Source organism: Mesorhizobium sp. P170090 (assembly GCF_057786115.1).
Genome location: NZ_JBYNWH010000001.1, coordinates 4,970,831 through 4,988,630, shown reverse-complemented (window position 1 = coordinate 4,988,630; position 17,800 = coordinate 4,970,831). Strand labels below are relative to the sequence as shown.

Genomic DNA, 17,800 nt, shown 5'->3' with positions numbered 1-17,800 from the left:
GTTTGAAATCTGGCGGCCGATGCAACTAATTTTCGACGACCATGCCTTCGTCGTCCCCATAGACAAACGCCTCAACGACGGCGAAGCGGCCACGGTTTTTGGAAATGGCGACGAAGTCGTTGTCACCCAAGTGGAGGATCACTTGCTCGTCGCTGATGGCAACACGTTCTATGGTTCTGGCATTTTCGTCACCCAGACAGGCCGTGACCTCGGTATATATCGCGAACCCTGCGTCATCCGACAAGGAGACAACGATGCCATAACCAGGTTCGCCGATTTCGATCTTCTTTATCGACTTTCCGATCAGCCTGTCTGCGAACGACCTCATCAATATCCTCGCTTATAGGTGTCTGCGCCGATCTGCATCTCGATCATGTCCGTGATAGTGGCATTGCCCGATCTAGGTTCAAATGCCTGAATTCAAATCGTTCGTTATCCGCTTGCATGTTCACTTTACGTTCGCATTTGCGCCTGCTAGTTTGTCCCGTTGAAGGTGAGGCAATCCCATCGTTTTAAGCGGTGGTTGGCACCAAGCTTGTCTTTCTCTCGCGAATCCGGTCTGTCGAACCGATGGAATTCTCCCCCCAACAGGACGAGGCTCTGAAAGCGGTGGCGCGCTGGCTGAAAGAGGGCCGGCCGCAGGTCTTCCGGCTGTTCGGCTATGCCGGCACCGGCAAGACGACGCTGGCGCGCTATTTTGCCGAGCATGTCGACGGCCAGGTGCAGTTCGCCGCCTTCACCGGCAAGGCGGCGCAGGTGCTGCGCTCCAAGGGCGCGGTCAATGCCCGCACCATCCATTCGTTGATCTACCGGCCGAAGGGCGAGGAATCGGTGTCGGACGAGGTGACCGGCAAGACCTCGATGTCGCCGACCTTCTCGCTCAATCGGCAAAGCCCTATTTCACGGGCGAAGCTGGTGGTCATCGACGAATGCTCGATGGTCGACGAGCAGCTTGGTCGCGACCTTCTGAGTTTTGGCACGCCGATCCTGGTGCTTGGCGATCCGGCGCAGCTACCGCCGATCTCGGGCGGCGGCTTTTTCACCGAGCATGAGCCGGATGTGCTCTTGACCGAAATCCACCGCCAGGCGCGCGACAATCCGATCATCCAGCTGGCGCTCGACGTGCGCGAGGGCCGCGAGTTCATGCGCGGCGACTACGGCAGCGCGCAGGTCATCGGCAAGGAGGACGTCACCCAGGAGCTGGTGCTGAAGGCGGACCAGGTGTTGGTCGGCACCAACCGAACACGCCGCCGCTACAATCAGCGCCTGCGCGAGCTGAAGGGTTTCAATGCCGATTATCCGCAGGCCGGAGACAAGCTGGTCTGCCTGCGCAACGACCCCGCCAAGGGCCTGCTCAACGGTTCGCTGTGGAAGGTAATGACCTCGTCGCGCGAAACGGTGAAGCCGGGCATCAACCTTCTGGTCTCGCCCGAGGAGGACGATCCCGACCGCGGCGTCGCCAAGATCAAGCTGCTCAAGTCGGCTTTCGAGGATCCGGACGCCGATATCCCCTGGCAGCAGAAGAAGCGCTTTGACGATTTCGACTATGGCTACGCGCTGACCGTGCACAAGGCGCAGGGTTCGCAGTGGAACGATGTCGTGCTGTTCGACGAGAGTTGGGCGTTCAAGGAAACCCGCCAGCGCTGGCTCTATACTGCCATAACGCGGGCGGCAGAGCGGCTGACGATTGTTAGATAGCTGGCGTTAGATAGCCGGCGTCAGGTAGCAGCCGGCGCAGCGGGGCTGAGTGGCGTCGCACCCAGCCATTGCCAGGCATCCGCTTCATCCTCGGCCGCGAAGTGCCTGAACTCGATGGGTGGCGAAGCCGGAAGGAAGTTCCGCGCATCCGCTATCCAGTCGGGCTCACCGATCGTCGCGCACCGGGCGATATGCTCTAGCGCATGCACCGTGCCCTGTTTCAGCGTCTCGTCGTCCATATCGATCCAGTCGACGCCCTCATGATCGACCAGCCGCACCAAGACGTCGATCCTCGGGTGCAGCGCGTAGGCAGCCTCCAGCAATCCGAACAGATTTTCGCCGTCGGCGGCAGAGACATGGCCGACGACGTCGATGGCGAAAAGGTCCTCACGGTCGGTTTCGAGGCGGCGGATCGCGGGCACGGACTGGAGAAAATTCATTGGCTGGGTTCCCCCTTGCGAGCAGATGTCATCACTGGAACACCCGAAAGCCCCTGTCTGTTCCCATCAAAGGCAGTATAGATGCGCTGCACAAACAGCCGGACCTCACGCCATGCCCGCGAAACTCTCGGTCAATCTCAACGCCATCGCCATGCTGCGCAACCGCCGCAACCTGCCGTGGCCCAGCGTCACCGGGCTCGGCCGCCTGGCGTTGGCGGCCGGCGCGCACGGGCTGACGGTTCATCCGCGGCCCGACGAGCGCCACACCAGGCATTCCGACCTGCCCGAGATCCGGGCGCTTATCGACGACGAGTTTCCCAAGGCGGAATTCAACATCGAGGGCTACCCGACCGAGGATTTTCTGGCGCTTGTGGAAAGGCACCAGCCCGAGCAGGTGACGCTGGTGCCCGACGATCCGGCGCAGGCGACATCAGACCATGGCTGGAACTTTGCCGCCGAGGCGGCGTTCCTTAACCCGATCGTCAAGCGTCTGAAAAAAGGGGGCTTCCGCGTGTCGCTGTTTTCCGATCCGGATCCCACCGGCGTCAATGCCGCGCGCGACACCGGCGCCGACCGCATCGAGCTCTATACCGGGCCCTACGGCAGCTACCATTCCGATTCCGCCAAGGCGCGGAAGGAGCTGGAAAGATTGGGAAAAACCGCGGATGCCGCACTCGCCGCCGGACTCCAGGTCAATGCCGGGCACGATCTGGTGGTGAACAACCTTCCGGCATTGGCAAAGCGCATTCCGGCATTGGCCGAAGTGTCTATCGGACACGGGTTGACAGCCGATGCGTTGGAGTATGGCATGGCCGGCACGGTGGGGCGGTTTCTGAAGGCTTGCGGTTGGTAGCGGTGGAAGGCTCGTGTCGAAGGTGATATCGCATGACAGCAAGCAAGGCGCACCGCGCGGTGATCGGGGAGTAGTCGATGGCTCTTTCCAGCATCGGTAGCGAGGCTGAACCCGTCGAACAACCGAACCACTCCCACACTGAACAGCACAGCACCAAAGTTCTGATGCTGGGCGCGCTTGGCGTCGTCTATGGCGATATCGGCACCAGCCCGATCTATGCCTTCCGCGAGGCGCTTCACGCTTCGCCTGGTACCGACACGCGTATAGATGTCCTGGGCGTGCTGTCGCTGATCGTCTGGGCGCTGACGATTATCGTCACCATAAAATACGTCGCTTTCGTGCTTCGCGCCGACAACAAGGGCGAGGGCGGCACGCTGTCCCTGATGGCGCTGGCGCGCAGCGCCTATCCAAAAGGCGCCAAGCTTATCCTCGGCATCGGACTTTGCGGGGCGTCGCTTTTTTTCGGAGACGCTATCATAACTCCGGCCATTTCCGTGCTGTCGGCAGTTGAGGGCCTGGAAGTGGTGACACCGACGCTGGAGGCCTATGTCGTTCCGATCACCTTGGTCATCCTGGCATTTCTGTTCTCCGTGCAGCGCTTCGGCACGGGGAAGGTGGCGGCAGTATTCGGGCCGGTGACGGCGCTATGGTTCCTGGCCATCGGCGTTTCCGGGCTCTACCACCTGATGGATGATCCTTCGGTGCTGTTGGCGATCAACCCGTATTATGCGATCGCCTACTTAGCCGGCACGCCGACCGCCGCTTTCGTGACCGTTGGTGCAGTGTTCCTGGCGGTAACGGGGGCCGAGGCGCTTTATGTCGACCTTGGACATTTCGGGCGCAAGCCGATCGTGCTCGCGTGGTTTTCCGTGGTGTTTCCTTGCCTGCTGCTCAACTACTTCGGCCAGGGCGCCTTTGTATTGGCGAATGGCGGCAGGCCGACCAATCCATTCTTCGAGATGTTGCCGGATTGGGCGCTGATGCCAATGGTCGGCTTGGCAACGGCCGCCACCGTGATCGCCAGTCAGGCGGTGATCTCGGGTGCTTTTTCGCTGGCACGTCAGGCAGTGCAACTCAACCTGCTGCCCCGCATCGAGGTGCAGCACACGTCCGAAATGCAGAGCGGCCAGATTTATATGCCGCGCGTCAACCTGCTCATCGCCCTGGGAGTGATGCTGCTGGTTGTCGGCTTCGGCAGCTCGAGTTCGCTGGCTTCCGCTTACGGAATTTCGGTGACCGGCGAGATGCTGATGACAACCATTCTGCTGTTCGTTGTCATGCGCAATTTGTGGAAATGGCAGCTTGGGCTCGCCCTGGCATTGGCGCTGCTGTTCGGCACCATCGACATGGGTTTCTTCCTGGCGAATGTCGTCAAGATCGTGGAAGGCGGATGGGTGTCAATATCCGTTGCCTGCCTCATGGGGCTGATCATGACCACCTGGATACGCGGCAGCCGCTATCTGTTCGACAAGACCCGGCGCAACGAAATCCCGCTCGATTTCCTCGCCGGCAATCTGCTGAAGAAGAAGCCGCAGCTGGTGTCCGGCACCGCCGTGTTCCTGACCAGCGATCCGCAAAGCGCGCCGACAGCGCTGATGCACAGCCTGAAGCACTACAAGGTGCTGCACGAGCAGAACGTCATTCTGTCGGTGGTCACCGCACCGCAACCGCTGGTGCCCGACAGCGAGCGGGTCAAGATGGAGACAGTCAACGAGTTGTTCATGCGGGTGACGCTGACCTTCGGCTATATGGAGCAGCCCAACATTCCGCGCGCGCTGGCGATCTGCCGCAAGCAGGGCTGGAAGTTCGACATCATGACGACGTCGTTCTTCCTGTCGCGGCGCTCGCTCAAGGCATCGCCCAATTCCGGCATGCCGGTGTGGCAGGACAAGCTGTTCATCGGGCTCGCCCGCTCGGCGGCCGATGCGACGGAGTATTTCCAGATCCCGACCGGACGTGTGGTCGAGATCGGCACGCAGGTGGCGATCTGAGGTTTCCGGCAGCCTTTGACGCCACGCACCGGTCATTGCGGGGCAAGCCCTGCGTTGGGAACATGGTAGCCCTACCGTCACGGCACTTGATATTGCATCGCAGCAAGCGTAGAGCACCGCGCGCTTATCGGAGTGTCGTCCATGGCCCTTACCAATGCTGGTATTGAGGCAGAACCCGTCGAACAATCGAGCCATCCCGAAATCGAACAGCACAGCACCAAAGTTCTGATGCTGGGCGCGCTCGGTGTGGTCTATGGCGACATCGGCACCAGCCCGATCTACGCCTTCCGGGAAGCGCTTGTTGCGTCCTCCGGCGGCGAAATCGCCGAGCGCGGCGATATTCTGGGCGTGCTGTCGCTGATCATCTGGTCGTTGACGATTATCGTCACCATCAAATACATCATGTTCGTGCTCAGAGCCGACAACCGAGGCGAGGGCGGCGTGCTGTCGCTGATGGCGCTGGCGCGCGGGAGTTTCCCGACCCGCTCGGCGATCATCCTGGCCATCGGTGTTGTCGGCGCGTCATTGTTCTTCGGTGACGCCGTCATCACGCCGGCAATCTCGGTGCTTTCGGCGGTTGAAGGCATGAATGTCGTTACCCCGACCTTCCAGCCCTATGTCGTGCCGCTGACGCTGGTCATCCTGGCGATCCTGTTTTCGGTGCAGCGCTTCGGCACCGGCGGTGTGGCGCTGATCTTTGGCCCGATCACGGCGGTCTGGTTCCTGGCTATCGGTCTTTCGGGCTTGAACCACATCATCGCCGATCCCGAAATCCTGTGGGCGGTCAGCCCGCACTACATCGTCGCCTTCCTGATCAATTCGCCCGATGTCGCCTTCGTCACCATCGGCGCCATCTTCCTCGCCGTCACCGGTGCCGAAGCGCTTTATGCCGATCTCGGCCATTTCGGCCGCAAGCCCATCGTGCTCGCCTGGCTGGCCATCGTGTTTCCCTGCCTGCTGCTAAACTATGCCGGGCAGGGCGCTTTCGTGCTGGCGAAGAACGGTCACGTCGGCCATCCATTCTTCGAGATGAACGAAGGCTGGACGCTGATCCCGATGGTGGTATTGGCAACCGCGGCGACGGTCATCGCCAGCCAGGCGGTCATATCGGGCGCCTTCTCGCTGACCAGGCAGGCGGTGCAGCTCAATATGCTGCCGCGCCTCGAAATCCTGCACACGTCGGAACGGCAGTCGGGCCAGATCTACATGCCGCGCGTCAATGTTTTGCTGGCGTTGGCGGTGATGTTGCTGGTCGTCGGTTTCGGCGAATCGAGCAAGCTCGCCTCCGCCTATGGCATCTCGGTGACCGGCAACATGTTGGTGACGACGGTGCTGCTGTTCGTCGTCATGACCCGCATCTGGAAATGGCGGCTGTGGGTGGCCGTCGCCATGACGGCGCTGTTCGGCTTCATCGACATCGGCTTCTTCGCCTCCAACATCGTGAAGGTGTTCGAGGGCGGCTGGGCGTCGCTTGCGGTGGCCTTCACCATCGTTCTGGCGATGTGGACCTGGGTGCGCGGCAGCCGCTATCTGTTCGACAAGACCCGGCGCAACGAAATCCCGCTCGATTTCCTCGCCGGCAATCTGCTGAAGAAGAAGCCGCAGCTGGTGTCCGGCACCGCCGTGTTCCTGACCAGCGATCCGCAAAGCGCGCCGACAGCGCTGATGCACAGCCTGAAGCACTACAAGGTGCTGCACGAGCAGAACGTCATTCTGTCGGTGGTCACCGCACCGCAACCGCTGGTGCCCGACAGCGAGCGGGTCAAGATGGAGACAGTCAACGAGTTGTTCATGCGGGTGACGCTGACCTTCGGCTATATGGAGCAGCCCAACATTCCGCGCGCGCTGGCGATCTGCCGCAAGCAGGGCTGGAAGTTCGACATCATGACGACGTCGTTCTTCCTGTCGCGGCGCTCGCTCAAGGCATCGCCCAATTCCGGCATGCCGGTGTGGCAGGACAAGCTGTTCATCGGGCTCGCCCGCTCGGCGGCCGATGCGACGGAGTATTTCCAGATCCCGACCGGACGTGTGGTCGAGATCGGCACGCAGGTGGCGATCTGAGGGGTCTCGAAGGGATAAATCGTCGAGGAGGCTAATATGAGCGGCGAATTGGTGCTGGTCACCGGCGGGTCCGGCTTCCTCGGCGCTCACTGCATCCTCGAACTGTTGAAGGCCGGCTACCGCGTCCGCACCTCCGTGCGATCGGCCAGGCGCGAAGCCGATGTGCTCGCCATGCTCAAGGCAGGTGGCACGGAGCCCGGTGACGCCCTTTCATTCGCCCATGCCGATCTGATGGCCGACGCAGGCTGGCCGGCGGCGGTGGCCGGCTGCGATTACGTGCTGCATGTCGCATCGCCTTTTCCGCCCGGCGTGCCCACGCATGAGGATGACCTGATCCTTCCGGCGCGCGAGGGCGCGTTGCGCGTGCTGCGGGCGGCGCGGGATGCCGGGGTCAGGCGCGTCGTGCTCACCTCATCCTTCGCGGCCGTCGGCTATGGCAAGATGCGCGCGGATGGGCAGCCTTTCAACGAGGAAAACTGGACCGATCCGGCAGGCAAGGTCAGCGCCTATGTGAAGTCCAAGACGCTCGCCGAGCGCGCGGCCTGGGATTTCATCGCCGAGCAGGGCGGCGCGCTGGAGCTTGCGGTCGTCAATCCCGTTGGCATCTTTGGACCGGTGCTCGGCGCGGACCATTCGACCTCGACCGAATTTGTCCAGCGCATGCTGAACGGCGCCGTGCCTGGGCTGCCGCGCCTGTCCTTCGGCGTCGTCGACGCGCGCGACGTGGCGGATCTGCATGTTCGCGCCATGACCCACCCCGCCGCCAAGGGCGAACGGTTCCTCGCTGTCGCCGGCGATTTCATGACGGTGCGCGAGATCGCGCAGACCCTGAAGACGCGGCTCGGGCCGGCGGCGTCGCGCGTCTCGACGCGGGAGTTTCCCGATTGGCTGGTGCGCATCATCGGGCTGTTTAATCCGGAAGCGGCCCAACTCGCAACGGAACTGGGCAAGATCAAGAACGCCACCAACGCCAAGGCGGTGCGCGTGCTCGGCTGGGCGCCACGCTCGCGCGAAGATGCTTTGATTGCCACGGGCGAAAGCCTGATCCGGCTGGGACTGGTCAAGCGACGTAAGTAATTGTGCGGGAGGCCGAACCTTAAGGGCTCGGCGTCCCGCAACGGCAGCTTTCAGCCGGCCAGTGCAGCCTTGTTCGTCTCCAGAAACTGCTTCAGCGGCACCGACTTTCGGCCGGAGAGTTTTTCGACCGCGTCTGTCACCATGCCGAGGTCACCTGCGCGTGCGGCAGCGTCGAACGACACCAGCACCTTGGCGAAGGGTTCAGGCAGGCCGGCCGACTTCATTCCCTCGGTCAGGGCTTCGTCGGAAAGCTGGATGACCTTGATCGGCTTGCTGGTGACCTCGGTGACCAACGCCGCCACTTCGGCAGCCGTATACGCACTGGGGCCGGTGAGCGTGTAAGTCGCGCTTTCGCTGCTGTCCGAGGCGAGCCCCGCTGCGATCGCCGCCGCGAAATCGTCACGCGTGCCGTAGGAAATGGCGCCGTCGCCGGCGGAGGTGTACCACTGACCCGACGCCAGAACCTGCGGCAACGCCATGAACAGGTTCTCGTTATACCAGCCATTGCGGAATATCGTGTAGGGGATCCCGCTCGCCTTGATCGCCTGTTCGGTGTCGTAGTGGTCGGGCGCGAAAACAACCGGCGAACCAGGCTCGGGGTTGGGCATCGAGGTGTACAGCAGGTGGCCGACGCCAGCCTGTTTGGCCGCCGTCACCGCCGCAAGCTGCTGCTCGCGCCGCTTCCCCTGTACCTCAAGTTCGTTGGTCGAGATGACGAGTGCCCGGTCGGCTCCCGCGAAGGCCTCGGCAAGCGATTGCGGGTCGTTGAAGTCAGCGGCTCTGACGACGACGCCGCGCGCCGCCAGATCGGCAAGGTTGGCGGGTGTACGGGTGGTGGCGATGATGCGGTTTGCGGGGATCTTTAATGTGTCCAGCAGGTGGTTGATGACGCCGCGGCCAAGCTGGCCGGAAGCGCCGGTGACGAGAAGGGTTGCGGTCATGGGGGATCCTGAAATTGCGCCGGGTGGCGGGTGCTTCTGACAGTCTCAAAAAGAGACCAGCACTAAAATAAGAATTGACCGGCCACCGTAAAGAAGGCAGTTTTTAGGGAGGTAGGCACCGCCAGGGAACCAGCAGCCATGGACGGCAAGGTCGTCAATCTGAGAACCAAGCTCAATATATTCAAAGCCACCAGCGATGGCGCAAACATTGCCGATTGCCCAGTTCGCGACGTGATGCAGGGCGTGAACGGCAAATGGAGTTCGCTGCTGATGGCGGCGCTCGCAGAGCAGCCCTATCGTTTCGGCGAGTTGCGGCGCCTGGTGCCCGACATCTCGCAGCGCATGCTCACCCAGACGCTCCACGATCTGCAGCGCGACGGCTTTGTTCATCGCGAAGTGTTCCCGACCAAGCCGCCAAGCGTCGAATACAGCCTGACCGATCTCGGCCGTTCGATGTTCGGCGCCTTGCATCAATTGATCCTGTGGGCCGAACTCAACCATGGTGCGGTGCGCAAGGCGCGCGCTGCCTTCGACGCCGGTGGCTGATATTTTGGTCCATGCAGCAAAGGCTTGATTTGACAATGGCGCTGAAGGATTGTCCGGCCAGTGGTTGGGCGGGCAATGGAAAAATCTCTCGACATCGCGATTGCGGGCGCCGGCCCGGCGGGACTCGCCACCGCGCTCTATCTCAAGCGCGCGGGCCACAACGTCACCATCTTCGAACGTTTCGAGGAACCCAAGCCCGTCGGTTCCGGACTGATCCTGCAGCCGACCGGGCTGAGCGTGCTCGCCGATCTCGGCCTGCTCGACGACATTCTGGCGCTGGGGAGCCGCATCGAGCGTCTGCATGGCGCCGATGCCTCGAGCGGCCGCACCGTGCTCGCCGTGCGCTACGATGCGCAGCCTGGCGGCCGTTTCGGGCTGGCGGTGCACCGGGCGGCGTTGTTCAACATGTTGTTTCGCGCCGCGCAGCGCCAAGGCATCGCCATCGAAACCGGTGTCGAGATCGAGACGCTGGACGTCGGTGAGCGGGCGATCCTGATCTTCGACAAGAGCCGAACGGTGGGGGGCCGCAGGGCAGGGCCGTTCGACCTCGTGGTCGACGCCAGCGGCTCGCGTTCGAAGCTGCGCCGGTGCCTCAACGATCCGGCCGAGCCGCGGCAGCTCACTTATGGCGCGTTCTGGGCCTCGCTCGGCTGGCGCCAAGGCTTCGACGAAAATGCGCTGCTGCAGCGCTACGACAAGGCCAGCGTGATGATCGGCGTCCTGCCGATCGGCCGACCGGAACCGGGCGGGGAAAAGATGGCGGCGTTCTTCTGGAGCCTGAAGCCGGCGGATGCCGAAAACGTGCGCGCGGCAGGGCTCGACGCCTGGAAGGCGAGACTGGTCTCGCTGTGGCCACAGTGCGAGGCGTTCACCAGCCAGATCGACAGCTTCGACCAGCTGTCGCTGGCGCGCTACGGCCATCACACGATGAAGCTGCCGACCGGCCGCCGGCTGGCGGTGATCGGCGACGCCGCGCATTCGACCAGCCCGCAGCTCGGGCAAGGCGCCAACATGGCGCTGCTCGACGCGGCAGCGCTCAGCCATGCCTTGGCACAGACGGGCAACGTCGAGGCAGCGCTGGAAAGCTACGCCCGGGCGCGGCGATGGCACGTCCGGATCTTCCAACTGCTGTCGCTGGCGTTGACGCCGTTCTACCAGTCGGACGGCACGATGCTGCCCTTCTTCCGCGACAGGCTGGTGGCAACCATCGCCAAAATCCCGCCAGTGCCAAGCGTGCTTGCCTCGATGGTGGCCGGCACGCTGATCGATCCGTTCAGGCGGATCGGGCTAGAGGAGGTGCACTGGCCAGATCATCCGGCGGGATCAGGCTCGAGAGAAGCGAATTTCTCGCACGCAGGAATAGACGCAGCCGCTGCGGATAGTCCGGCGCCACGGCACCCTTGATCGAGGCGCGTTCGCTCAACGCCTTGCGCCAGGCCTGGACCAATGGCTTGCCGTCCAGAATGCCGAAATTGCCGATCCGGTCGAAGGCGTCGAGATAGCGGAAGACCGGGCCGTAGACGGCATCGACGAGGCAAAAGCACTCGCCATTGAACCACGGTCCGGCCTGGTCGGCCAGTTCGTCCTCCAGACGATCGAACATGGCCGAAAGTGCCGTGGACTCTGCCAGGAAGGCGGCCTCCGTCGAAGCCGTGTAGAACCGGCCGATGGTGTTCAATGTCGCCGAGCCGAACTCGATCCAGGCGCGATGCCGGGCACGGGCGTAGGCGTCGGCCGGATGCAGAGGATTGGCTTGCGTCTCCTCGAGGAATTCGAGAATGACGGCGGATTCGAAGATCACCGTCTCCTCGCCATTTGCGTGGACGATCAGCAGCGGCACCTTGCCCAGCGGCGAAATCGGCTTGAACCAGTCCGGCTTGTCGGCGAGGTCGATGGTGACGCGTTCGAACGGCACGCCCTTCTCAGTCAGCGAGATCGCGGCGCGCTGGACATAGGGGCACAGATGATGGCTGACGAGAATGAGCTTGCCAGGCATTTCATTCTTCTGAGGCATGTCACTCTCCCCAGACATAGTTCAACGCGCCGTCCTCGACCCGCGTCGACAGGAACATCAGTCGCGACGCTTTTGGCGCCGGACCTTCAAGCCGATCGCCGCTTTCCATATCGAAGGCGGCACCGTGCCATTGGCAGACCAGCTTGCCGTCCTTGCAGTCGAGCGGCCCGCCGAAATGCAGGCAGACATTGGCGGCGGCACGGACACGCTCGCCGCTGCGCCAGACATGGACCTCGCGGCCGAAGAACGGTGCAATCAAGCTGCCCGTCTGCGGGACGTCGGCGACTTTGCAGATTTCGTGTTTCATGGATTTTTCCCGGATTGATGCAGCTGCATGCATATAGATGCATGTGCATCGATCGTCAAGCTTGATGCTAGTGCATCGATCGTCAAGCTTGATGCAACTGCATCTATTGCCTAGGATGGGTCATGACCAAAACAACCACGCCTTCGCCCGAAGCCGTCAAGGCCTGGGCCCGCCTGATGCGGGTTTCGCGCCAGCTCATCGAAAAGGCGGAAGAGGCTTTGAAGACCAGCGGCTTGCCGCCGCTCGACTGGTATGACGTGCTGCACGAGCTAGCCGAGGCGGGCGAGGGCGGGCTGCGGCCGTTCCAGCTGACCGAGCGCACACTGTTTGCGCAGTACAACATCTCGCGGCTCCTGGCGCGGCTCGAGGCCGACGGACTGGTCGAGAAGCTCAGGGTTGCCGATGACGGCCGCGGCCAGACCATCCGCATCTCGGCCAAGGGCCGTGAGACGCGGCGGCGGATGTGGGCGGTCTACGGACGCTCGATTGCGGAATTGGTCGGTGACAAACTCTCGACGGAGGAGCTGAAGATACTGGCAAGCCTGCTTGGAGAGTTGCGCCATCCGCCTGCCGATGATTGATCCGTCAGAACCTCGCCGTTTGCTCGGCGGCTCTCAAGTCAACGATTTTTCTACCTGGCCCCTTGCGTCGAGCACAGGATTGCGCAATATGCCGAACCGTAACGTACGGTACGCATTTTTCGGCGGTTCGGCTACCTCATCGGATGGGCAGGAAATTGTTGCAGGCGAACGCCGACATCGACACCAGCGCGACGCTGACGGAGCGGCAGAAGGCTGTTCTGGACGCTGCCTTGCGCCTGCTGGTCGAGGAGGGCGACAGCCTGACTATGACCGCGGTGGCGCGCCGCGCCAGCTGCTCGAAGGAAACGCTCTACAAATGGTTCGGCGACCGCGACGGACTGCTGACGGCGACCGTGCAGTGGCAGGCATCGAAAGTGCGCGTGGTGCCGGTCGACGGTGAGCGGCTCGATCTTGCCTCGATGACGGCAAGCCTGGAAGGCTTCGCCTCGGACTGGCTAAAGGTGATTTCGAGCGATACCTCGATCGCCCTGAACCGCGTCGCGGTCGGCCATGCCGGATCCGGAAAGGACGATCTCGGCGCCATCGTGCTGGAGAATGGCCGTTTCGCGCTGGCCAGACGGCTGAAGCCGGTGCTGCTTGCCGGCAAGCAGGCCGGGCTGCTCGACTTTACGGACGCCGAAATGGCGTTCCGGACCTTTTTCGGGCTGGTCGCCCGCGACGTGCAGATCCGTCTCCTGCTCGGCGACAGGCTGGAATTGACTGAAGCGGCGATCGGCGGCGATGCCGTCCGGGCAACGCAGCAGTTTCTCGCTCTTTACGGAGCAAAAACCGGGCCGCAAGGCCTCTAATCTCTACGGGAAGGAAGCAAAAGATGCGTGTCTATTACGATCGCGACGCCGATCTCAATCTGATCAAGGGCAAGAAGGTCGCCATTATCGGCTATGGCAGCCAGGGCCGGGCGCACGCGCTCAACCTCAAGGATTCCGGCGCCAAGGAAATCGCCATCGGCCTCAAGGCGGGATCGGCGACCGCCAAGAAGGTCGAGGCTGACGGGCTCAAGGTGATGAGCGTGGCCGACGCTGCCAAATGGGCCGATTTGATGATGATGGCGACGCCTGACGAATTGCAGGCCGACATCTACAAAAACGAAATCGCGCCAAACATTCGTGACGGCGCCGCGATTGCCTTCGCGCACGGCCTCAACGTGCATTTCGGCCTCATCGAGCCGAAGTCGACCGTCGATGTCGTCATGATCGCGCCGAAAGGCCCCGGCCACACGGTGCGCGGCGAATACCAGAAGGGCGGCGGCGTGCCGTGCCTGGTCGCCGTCAACCAGGATGCTTCCGGCAATGCGCTCGATCTCGCTCTGTCCTACGCCTGCGGCGTCGGGGGCGGCCGTTCGGGCATCATCGAGACCAATTTCCGCGAGGAATGCGAGACCGATCTGTTCGGCGAGCAGGTCGTGCTCTGCGGCGGCCTGGTCGAACTGATCCGCGCCGGTTTCGAGACGCTGGTGGAAGCCGGCTATGCGCCCGAAATGGCCTATTTCGAGTGCCTGCACGAGGTCAAGCTGATCGTCGACCTGATCTATGAAGGCGGCATCGCCAACATGAACTACTCGATCTCGAACACAGCCGAATGGGGCGAATATGTCTCTGGCCCGCGCATCATCACCGCCGAGACCAAGGCCGAGATGAAGCGCGTGCTGAAGGATATCCAGACCGGCAAGTTCACCTCGGAGTGGATGCAGGAATACCGCGCCGGCATGTCGCGCTTCAAGGGCATCCGCCGCAACAATGACAGCCACCAGATCGAGGAAGTCGGCGCCAAGCTGCGCGCCATGATGCCCTGGATTTCCAAGAACAAACTGGTCGACAAGGCCAAGAACTAACCCGCAATCTTCAGGATTGGGAGCAAGGAGCCGGCGGAGCGATCCGCCGGCTCTTTCATGCCGGTTTATCGATCAGGACGCTCAGCCATAGTGCCAATGCGGCTTCGGCTCGGTGCCGGTGAACTCGACGCCGATGCGGTCGTCGCGGCGCCAGCGCACGATGGCCTTGTAGCCGATGCCGTCGACCGGCACATAGAGCAGGAACTCGTCCGGCACGCGCGCGTCTATCGACACTTTCAGTTCGGCGCCGCCGGCATGCATGTTGCGGACCGTGCACTTGACCTCGGAATTGGTGAGGCCGGTCAGAATCGTCGCGCCTTTCAGCACGCGCTGCCGGTGTTTGTTTCGCAACTCGTTGTCGGCCATGACGGCACGTCCTTCGCGACCGGATCGGCGCGATCGTCAGATGGGGCACGATATCACGGATAGGCTGAGCCGATAAACATATGGTTAGCGGTGACCGAGACCAGCCGTCTTTCCCAAATGAAAACGGCGCCGCGATGGGGCGGCGCCGTCGTGTATTGTCGTTTATAGTTCAGCTGTAGGGCGACCAGCATTGCTGGCGCGGGCCACCATAGGGCTGGAACGTGTTGTCCCAGGCCCGGTAGGACCGATAGCGGTCGTAGCACCACTGTACATGGGCGCTGGACAGACGCTGCGTGCGGTAATAGCGGCGGGGCGCCGGCTGCACGTAGTAGCCGTCATTGTAATAGCCGTTGTTGTAGTAGCCGTTGTTGTAGATACTGCCGAGGCCCAGACCCAGGCCGAGGCCGAGAACTGCTGCGGCGCCGGTGTCAAAATCACGGCCGCGATGGTGGCGGTGATGGCGCCAGCGCCAGTTGTCGCCGCCGTTCCAGTTGCCGTTGTTCCAGTTGCCTGACCGGGCAAAGCGACGGCCGTCGTGGCGGCGCCACTGCCAATCGTTGAAGGAGCGGCGGTCATTGCCGCCCGCCCAGCTGTCGCGAACCGGTGTGATGTCAGACAATGCGGTGCTTGCCGGCACCGACAAGTCCGGCTGCAGGATCGGGCCCGCGGCGGATGGCGCCGTGAGACCCGAGAAAAGACCGAGCGCTAACAGCCCGGATTTGACTGTGGACGAAAAGAGCGAGCTCATTGCACTCTCCAAGTGATACAGGCCCCACGCCCGGATACCCCAGGGAAGTGGCCTATTGATGGACCTTGGCGTCTGAACGGAGGATGAACAGAAAGGTTCCATCAGCCATGACGAGCAGCCCTTGTTTTCATTGGCGCTTGCAGGCAAAGGTCAGTCCATGTCGCTGCGCCTCGCCACTTTCAATGTCGAAAACCTGATGAACAGGTTCGATTACTCGGGCTTCCGCAACCAGCTCAACGAAGACCGCACGCTGGCGCTTTTCGACATCCAGAGCGAAGCCGAATACCGGATGCTGGAGCAGGCGCGCGCCATCGCGCAATCCGACGATACGCGCCAGTTGACCGCGCTCGCCATCGCCGCCACCCGTGCGGACATCATCTGCATGCAGGAGGTCGACAACATCGAGGCGCTGAAGGCCTTCGAGTACGGCTATCTCTTCAAGATGGTGGGCGAGGGTTACCGGCAGAAATACACCACCGCCGGCAATGATTCGCGCGGCATCGACGTTGCCGTGATGATGCGCAACGAGACAGCGCAAGGTCAGCCGATCGAATTCGTGCGCATGACCAGCCATGCCTATGTCACGTTCGAGCAGTTCGGATTGCACACGCCTGAACTCGAGGCGCTCGGCAACCTGGCCAATGAACGCATCTTCCGGCGCGATTGCCTGGAGGTCGACATCAAGGTCGGCGGCGTGCCGCTGACGCTTTACCTCGTCCATTTCAAATCGATGGGCTCGCCGCGCAATGGGCTCGACGGCCGCGAGGCGACGATGCCGGTGCGCATCGCCGAGGCGCAAGCCGTGCGCCGCATCATCGAGGAGCGCTTCGGCAAAGAGCACGCAGCCGATAAAAACTGGGCGATCTGCGGCGACATGAACGACTACCGCCAGCGGGTGAAGATCGAGGGCGACGCTATCGACGGCTACCGCTTCCAGGTGATCGACGAGAGCCAGTCCTGTATCGATGTGCTCACCGCCGGCGGCTTTTGCGAGAATGTCGTCGAACGCCGGCCGGAGATGGACCGCTGGAGTTTCTACCACACGCGCGGGCCGAAGGAGCGGCATCTGTGCCAGCTCGACTACATCCTGCTGTCGAAAGGGCTGGCGGCGAAGAATGCGACGGCGGTTCCCGACATCATCCGCAACGGCCAGCCCTGGCGCACCATCTTTCCGGCCGGACAGGCGGTGGAGCGCTTTCCGCGCGCCGGCTGGGACCGGCCGAAGGCGTCGGACCATTGTCCCGTCGCAATTACCCTGGACATGGCTTGAGCACGGTGAGCTTCGACCTGCCGCGCAACGTCATCCTGCCCGTCGACGAAATCGACGTCCGGCTCGACCCCGGCCCGCATCCGTTCGAGCGCGACAACGCGCAGGCGATCACTGACAACTGGCGGCGCGAGGTCACGGCCAATCCGGCGTTGTTCGACGGCACGGTGGTGCTGCTCTCGGCGCTCGCCTGGCGCGACAACCGGATCGTCGGGCGTTGTCACGCGGTGAAGTACTCGACCTTCCTGCTGTGGCGAAAGAACCGGCAGGGGACGGGCGCCGAGCATGCCTATGGCCACGCCATGCTGGTCGCCGGCGACAACGCCCTGGTGGCGATCCGCATGGGCGCGCACACGGTCCCGGCCGGCAGTGTCTACTTCGCTGCCGGCTCGTTCGAGCCGATCGATTTTCGCGATGGCCGCGTCGATGTCGATTTCAACATGATCCGTGAAGTGCGCGAGGAGACCGGGCTTGACCTGACAGGCGCTGCGCGCGGCAAGCGCTACCATGCGCTGTCGACTTCGACCGGCACGGTCCTCTTCCGCCGCTACCACGTCGATGCGCCGGCCGACGAGATTGCGCGGCGCATCGGCGCCTTCGTCGCGACCGAGACCGAGCCGGAGATCGAGGGGCCGGTGATCATCCGCCACGCCGCCGACCTGCCGGAAGGGCTGGCACCGCATATGAAGCCGCTGGTCGAGTGGCATTTTGGCGGTGGCGGGGGCTAACGGCGCGGATTGTTCTGCGCCGCCTTGCGGTCGTTGCGGGCGGCGACGAGGAACAGGATGACGCCGATGCCCAGCAATCCACCCATGACCATGCCCATCGTCTGGCCGACGACTGCCTGAAAATCGGCGGTGACACGATCGGGATTGGCCATGCCGTAGCGGGCGAGATACCACCAAAGTCCCGCAAGGGCGCCTTCGATGATCACCATCGTCAGAATCAGCCGCGCCTTCTTGCTCATTGCCACTCCTTGACCAGATGCCTTTGCTCTAAAATTAGCATCGCAGACCGGACGACAACAAGTATTGCCGATGTCGACAAGCACCCATCCT

19 protein-coding genes and 1 pseudogene are annotated in these 17,800 nt (G+C 62.7%); 12 read left to right on the top strand and 8 right to left on the bottom strand.

Annotation, left to right across the window (positions count from 1 at the left end; translation table 11 throughout):
- Nucleotides 1–25: 25 nt before the first annotated feature.
- Nucleotides 26–328 (bottom strand): hypothetical protein, encoded by a 303-nt coding sequence (locus AC3EML_RS24225; RefSeq protein ID WP_352522019.1) that lies wholly within the window; start codon nt 326–328, stop codon nt 26–28.
- A gap of 242 nt (nt 329–570) precedes the next feature.
- On the opposite strand from AC3EML_RS24225, the gene AC3EML_RS24220 reads away from it, so the two are divergent.
- The gene (locus tag AC3EML_RS24220; protein WP_023682070.1) at nt 571–1,698 is read left to right on the top strand and encodes an ATP-dependent DNA helicase; all 1,128 of its coding nucleotides are present in this window, start codon (nt 571–573) and stop codon (nt 1,696–1,698) included.
- A gap of 20 nt (nt 1,699–1,718) precedes the next feature.
- On the opposite strand, the gene AC3EML_RS24215 is transcribed toward AC3EML_RS24220, so the two are convergent.
- Nucleotides 1,719–2,138, bottom strand: coding sequence for a SpoIIAA family protein (locus AC3EML_RS24215; protein WP_023682069.1), 420 nt, complete (start codon nt 2,136–2,138; stop codon nt 1,719–1,721).
- Nucleotides 2,139–2,250: 112 nt separating this feature from the next.
- Here AC3EML_RS24215 and AC3EML_RS24210 point away from each other — a divergent pair, with 112 nt between their 5' ends.
- The 4 genes from AC3EML_RS24210 to AC3EML_RS24195 all read left to right on the top strand — a co-directional run bounded on the left by AC3EML_RS24210 (nt 2,251) and on the right by AC3EML_RS24195 (nt 8,120).
- Nucleotides 2,251–2,991, top strand: coding sequence for a pyridoxine 5'-phosphate synthase (locus AC3EML_RS24210; protein WP_023668363.1), 741 nt, complete (start codon nt 2,251–2,253; stop codon nt 2,989–2,991).
- A gap of 77 nt (nt 2,992–3,068) precedes the next feature.
- Complete coding sequence (locus AC3EML_RS24205) at nt 3,069–4,982, top strand: potassium transporter Kup (protein WP_023823130.1); 1,914 nt, start codon at nt 3,069–3,071, stop codon at nt 4,980–4,982.
- A gap of 141 nt (nt 4,983–5,123) precedes the next feature.
- Entirely contained in the window at nt 5,124–7,043 is a 1,920-nt protein-coding gene (locus AC3EML_RS24200) for a potassium transporter Kup (protein ID WP_352445548.1), read from the top strand.
- 36 nt (nt 7,044–7,079) lie between these two features.
- The gene (locus AC3EML_RS24195; protein ID WP_023712682.1) at nt 7,080–8,120 is read left to right on the top strand and encodes an SDR family oxidoreductase; all 1,041 of its coding nucleotides are present in this window, start codon (nt 7,080–7,082) and stop codon (nt 8,118–8,120) included.
- Nucleotides 8,121–8,170: 50 nt separating this feature from the next.
- Here the strand turns inward: AC3EML_RS24195 and AC3EML_RS24190 are convergent, their stop codons facing one another.
- Nucleotides 8,171–9,061 carry an SDR family oxidoreductase gene (locus AC3EML_RS24190; protein ID WP_023706160.1) on the bottom strand — a complete coding sequence of 297 codons (891 nt, stop codon included), beginning with the start codon at nt 9,059–9,061 and terminating at the stop codon, nt 8,171–8,173.
- A 138-nt stretch (nt 9,062–9,199) separates the two neighbouring features.
- Here AC3EML_RS24190 and AC3EML_RS24185 point away from each other — a divergent pair, with 138 nt between their 5' ends.
- A complete protein-coding gene (locus tag AC3EML_RS24185) occupies nt 9,200–9,607 on the top strand; it encodes a winged helix-turn-helix transcriptional regulator (protein ID WP_023690335.1) in 408 nt (135 codons plus the stop codon).
- Between the two features lie 75 nt (nt 9,608–9,682).
- Nucleotides 9,683–11,011, top strand: coding sequence for an FAD-dependent oxidoreductase (locus AC3EML_RS24180; RefSeq protein ID WP_488505328.1), 1,329 nt, complete (start codon nt 9,683–9,685; stop codon nt 11,009–11,011).
- On the opposite strand, the pseudogene AC3EML_RS24175 reads toward AC3EML_RS24180, so the two are convergent.
- A pseudogene (locus AC3EML_RS24175) lies at nt 10,905–11,621 on the bottom strand (glutathione S-transferase family protein); the annotation flags it as partial. The gene AC3EML_RS24180 and the pseudogene AC3EML_RS24175 sit on opposite strands and share 107 nt — an antisense overlap.
- A 1-nt stretch (nt 11,622) precedes the next feature.
- Nucleotides 11,623–11,928: a Rieske (2Fe-2S) protein gene (locus tag AC3EML_RS24170; protein ID WP_023668375.1), complete on the bottom strand. Its 306-nt coding sequence runs from the start codon at nt 11,926–11,928 to the stop codon at nt 11,623–11,625.
- 122 nt (nt 11,929–12,050) lie between these two features.
- Here AC3EML_RS24170 and AC3EML_RS24165 point away from each other — a divergent pair, with 122 nt between their 5' ends.
- From AC3EML_RS24165 to ilvC, 3 genes are all read left to right on the top strand, one after another.
- Nucleotides 12,051–12,509 (top strand): MarR family winged helix-turn-helix transcriptional regulator, encoded by a 459-nt coding sequence (locus tag AC3EML_RS24165; protein WP_023805507.1) that lies wholly within the window; start codon nt 12,051–12,053, stop codon nt 12,507–12,509.
- A 143-nt stretch (nt 12,510–12,652) separates the two neighbouring features.
- Nucleotides 12,653–13,318, top strand: coding sequence for a TetR/AcrR family transcriptional regulator (locus AC3EML_RS24160; RefSeq protein WP_031201867.1), 666 nt, complete (start codon nt 12,653–12,655; stop codon nt 13,316–13,318).
- Nucleotides 13,319–13,341: 23 nt separating this feature from the next.
- Nucleotides 13,342–14,361, top strand: a complete 1,020-nt coding sequence (gene ilvC, locus AC3EML_RS24155; RefSeq protein WP_013531065.1) for a ketol-acid reductoisomerase — start codon at nt 13,342–13,344, stop codon at nt 14,359–14,361.
- An 81-nt stretch (nt 14,362–14,442) separates the two neighbouring features.
- Here the strand turns inward: ilvC and AC3EML_RS24150 are convergent, their stop codons facing one another.
- Both AC3EML_RS24150 and AC3EML_RS24145 read right to left on the bottom strand, forming a co-directional pair.
- Nucleotides 14,443–14,727 carry a PilZ domain-containing protein gene (locus AC3EML_RS24150; RefSeq protein WP_023685169.1) on the bottom strand — a complete coding sequence of 95 codons (285 nt, stop codon included), beginning with the start codon at nt 14,725–14,727 and terminating at the stop codon, nt 14,443–14,445.
- A gap of 169 nt (nt 14,728–14,896) precedes the next feature.
- The gene (locus AC3EML_RS24145) at nt 14,897–15,475 is read right to left on the bottom strand and encodes a BA14K family protein (protein WP_023805505.1); all 579 of its coding nucleotides are present in this window, start codon (nt 15,473–15,475) and stop codon (nt 14,897–14,899) included.
- Between the two features lie 157 nt (nt 15,476–15,632).
- Between AC3EML_RS24145 and AC3EML_RS24140 the strand changes: the two genes are divergently transcribed.
- Together AC3EML_RS24140 and AC3EML_RS24135 are read left to right on the top strand one after the other, a co-directional pair.
- Nucleotides 15,633–16,745, top strand: a complete 1,113-nt coding sequence (locus AC3EML_RS24140; protein ID WP_023744652.1) for an endonuclease/exonuclease/phosphatase family protein — start codon at nt 15,633–15,635, stop codon at nt 16,743–16,745.
- A 5-nt stretch (nt 16,746–16,750) separates the two neighbouring features.
- Nucleotides 16,751–17,470 (top strand): NUDIX hydrolase, encoded by a 720-nt coding sequence (locus tag AC3EML_RS24135; protein WP_023668380.1) that lies wholly within the window; start codon nt 16,751–16,753, stop codon nt 17,468–17,470.
- On the opposite strand, the gene AC3EML_RS24130 is transcribed toward AC3EML_RS24135, so the two are convergent.
- Nucleotides 17,467–17,709 carry a hypothetical protein gene (locus AC3EML_RS24130; RefSeq protein ID WP_023690325.1) on the bottom strand — a complete coding sequence of 81 codons (243 nt, stop codon included), beginning with the start codon at nt 17,707–17,709 and terminating at the stop codon, nt 17,467–17,469. The genes AC3EML_RS24135 and AC3EML_RS24130 overlap by 4 nt on opposite strands.
- Nucleotides 17,710–17,800 lie beyond the last annotated feature (91 nt).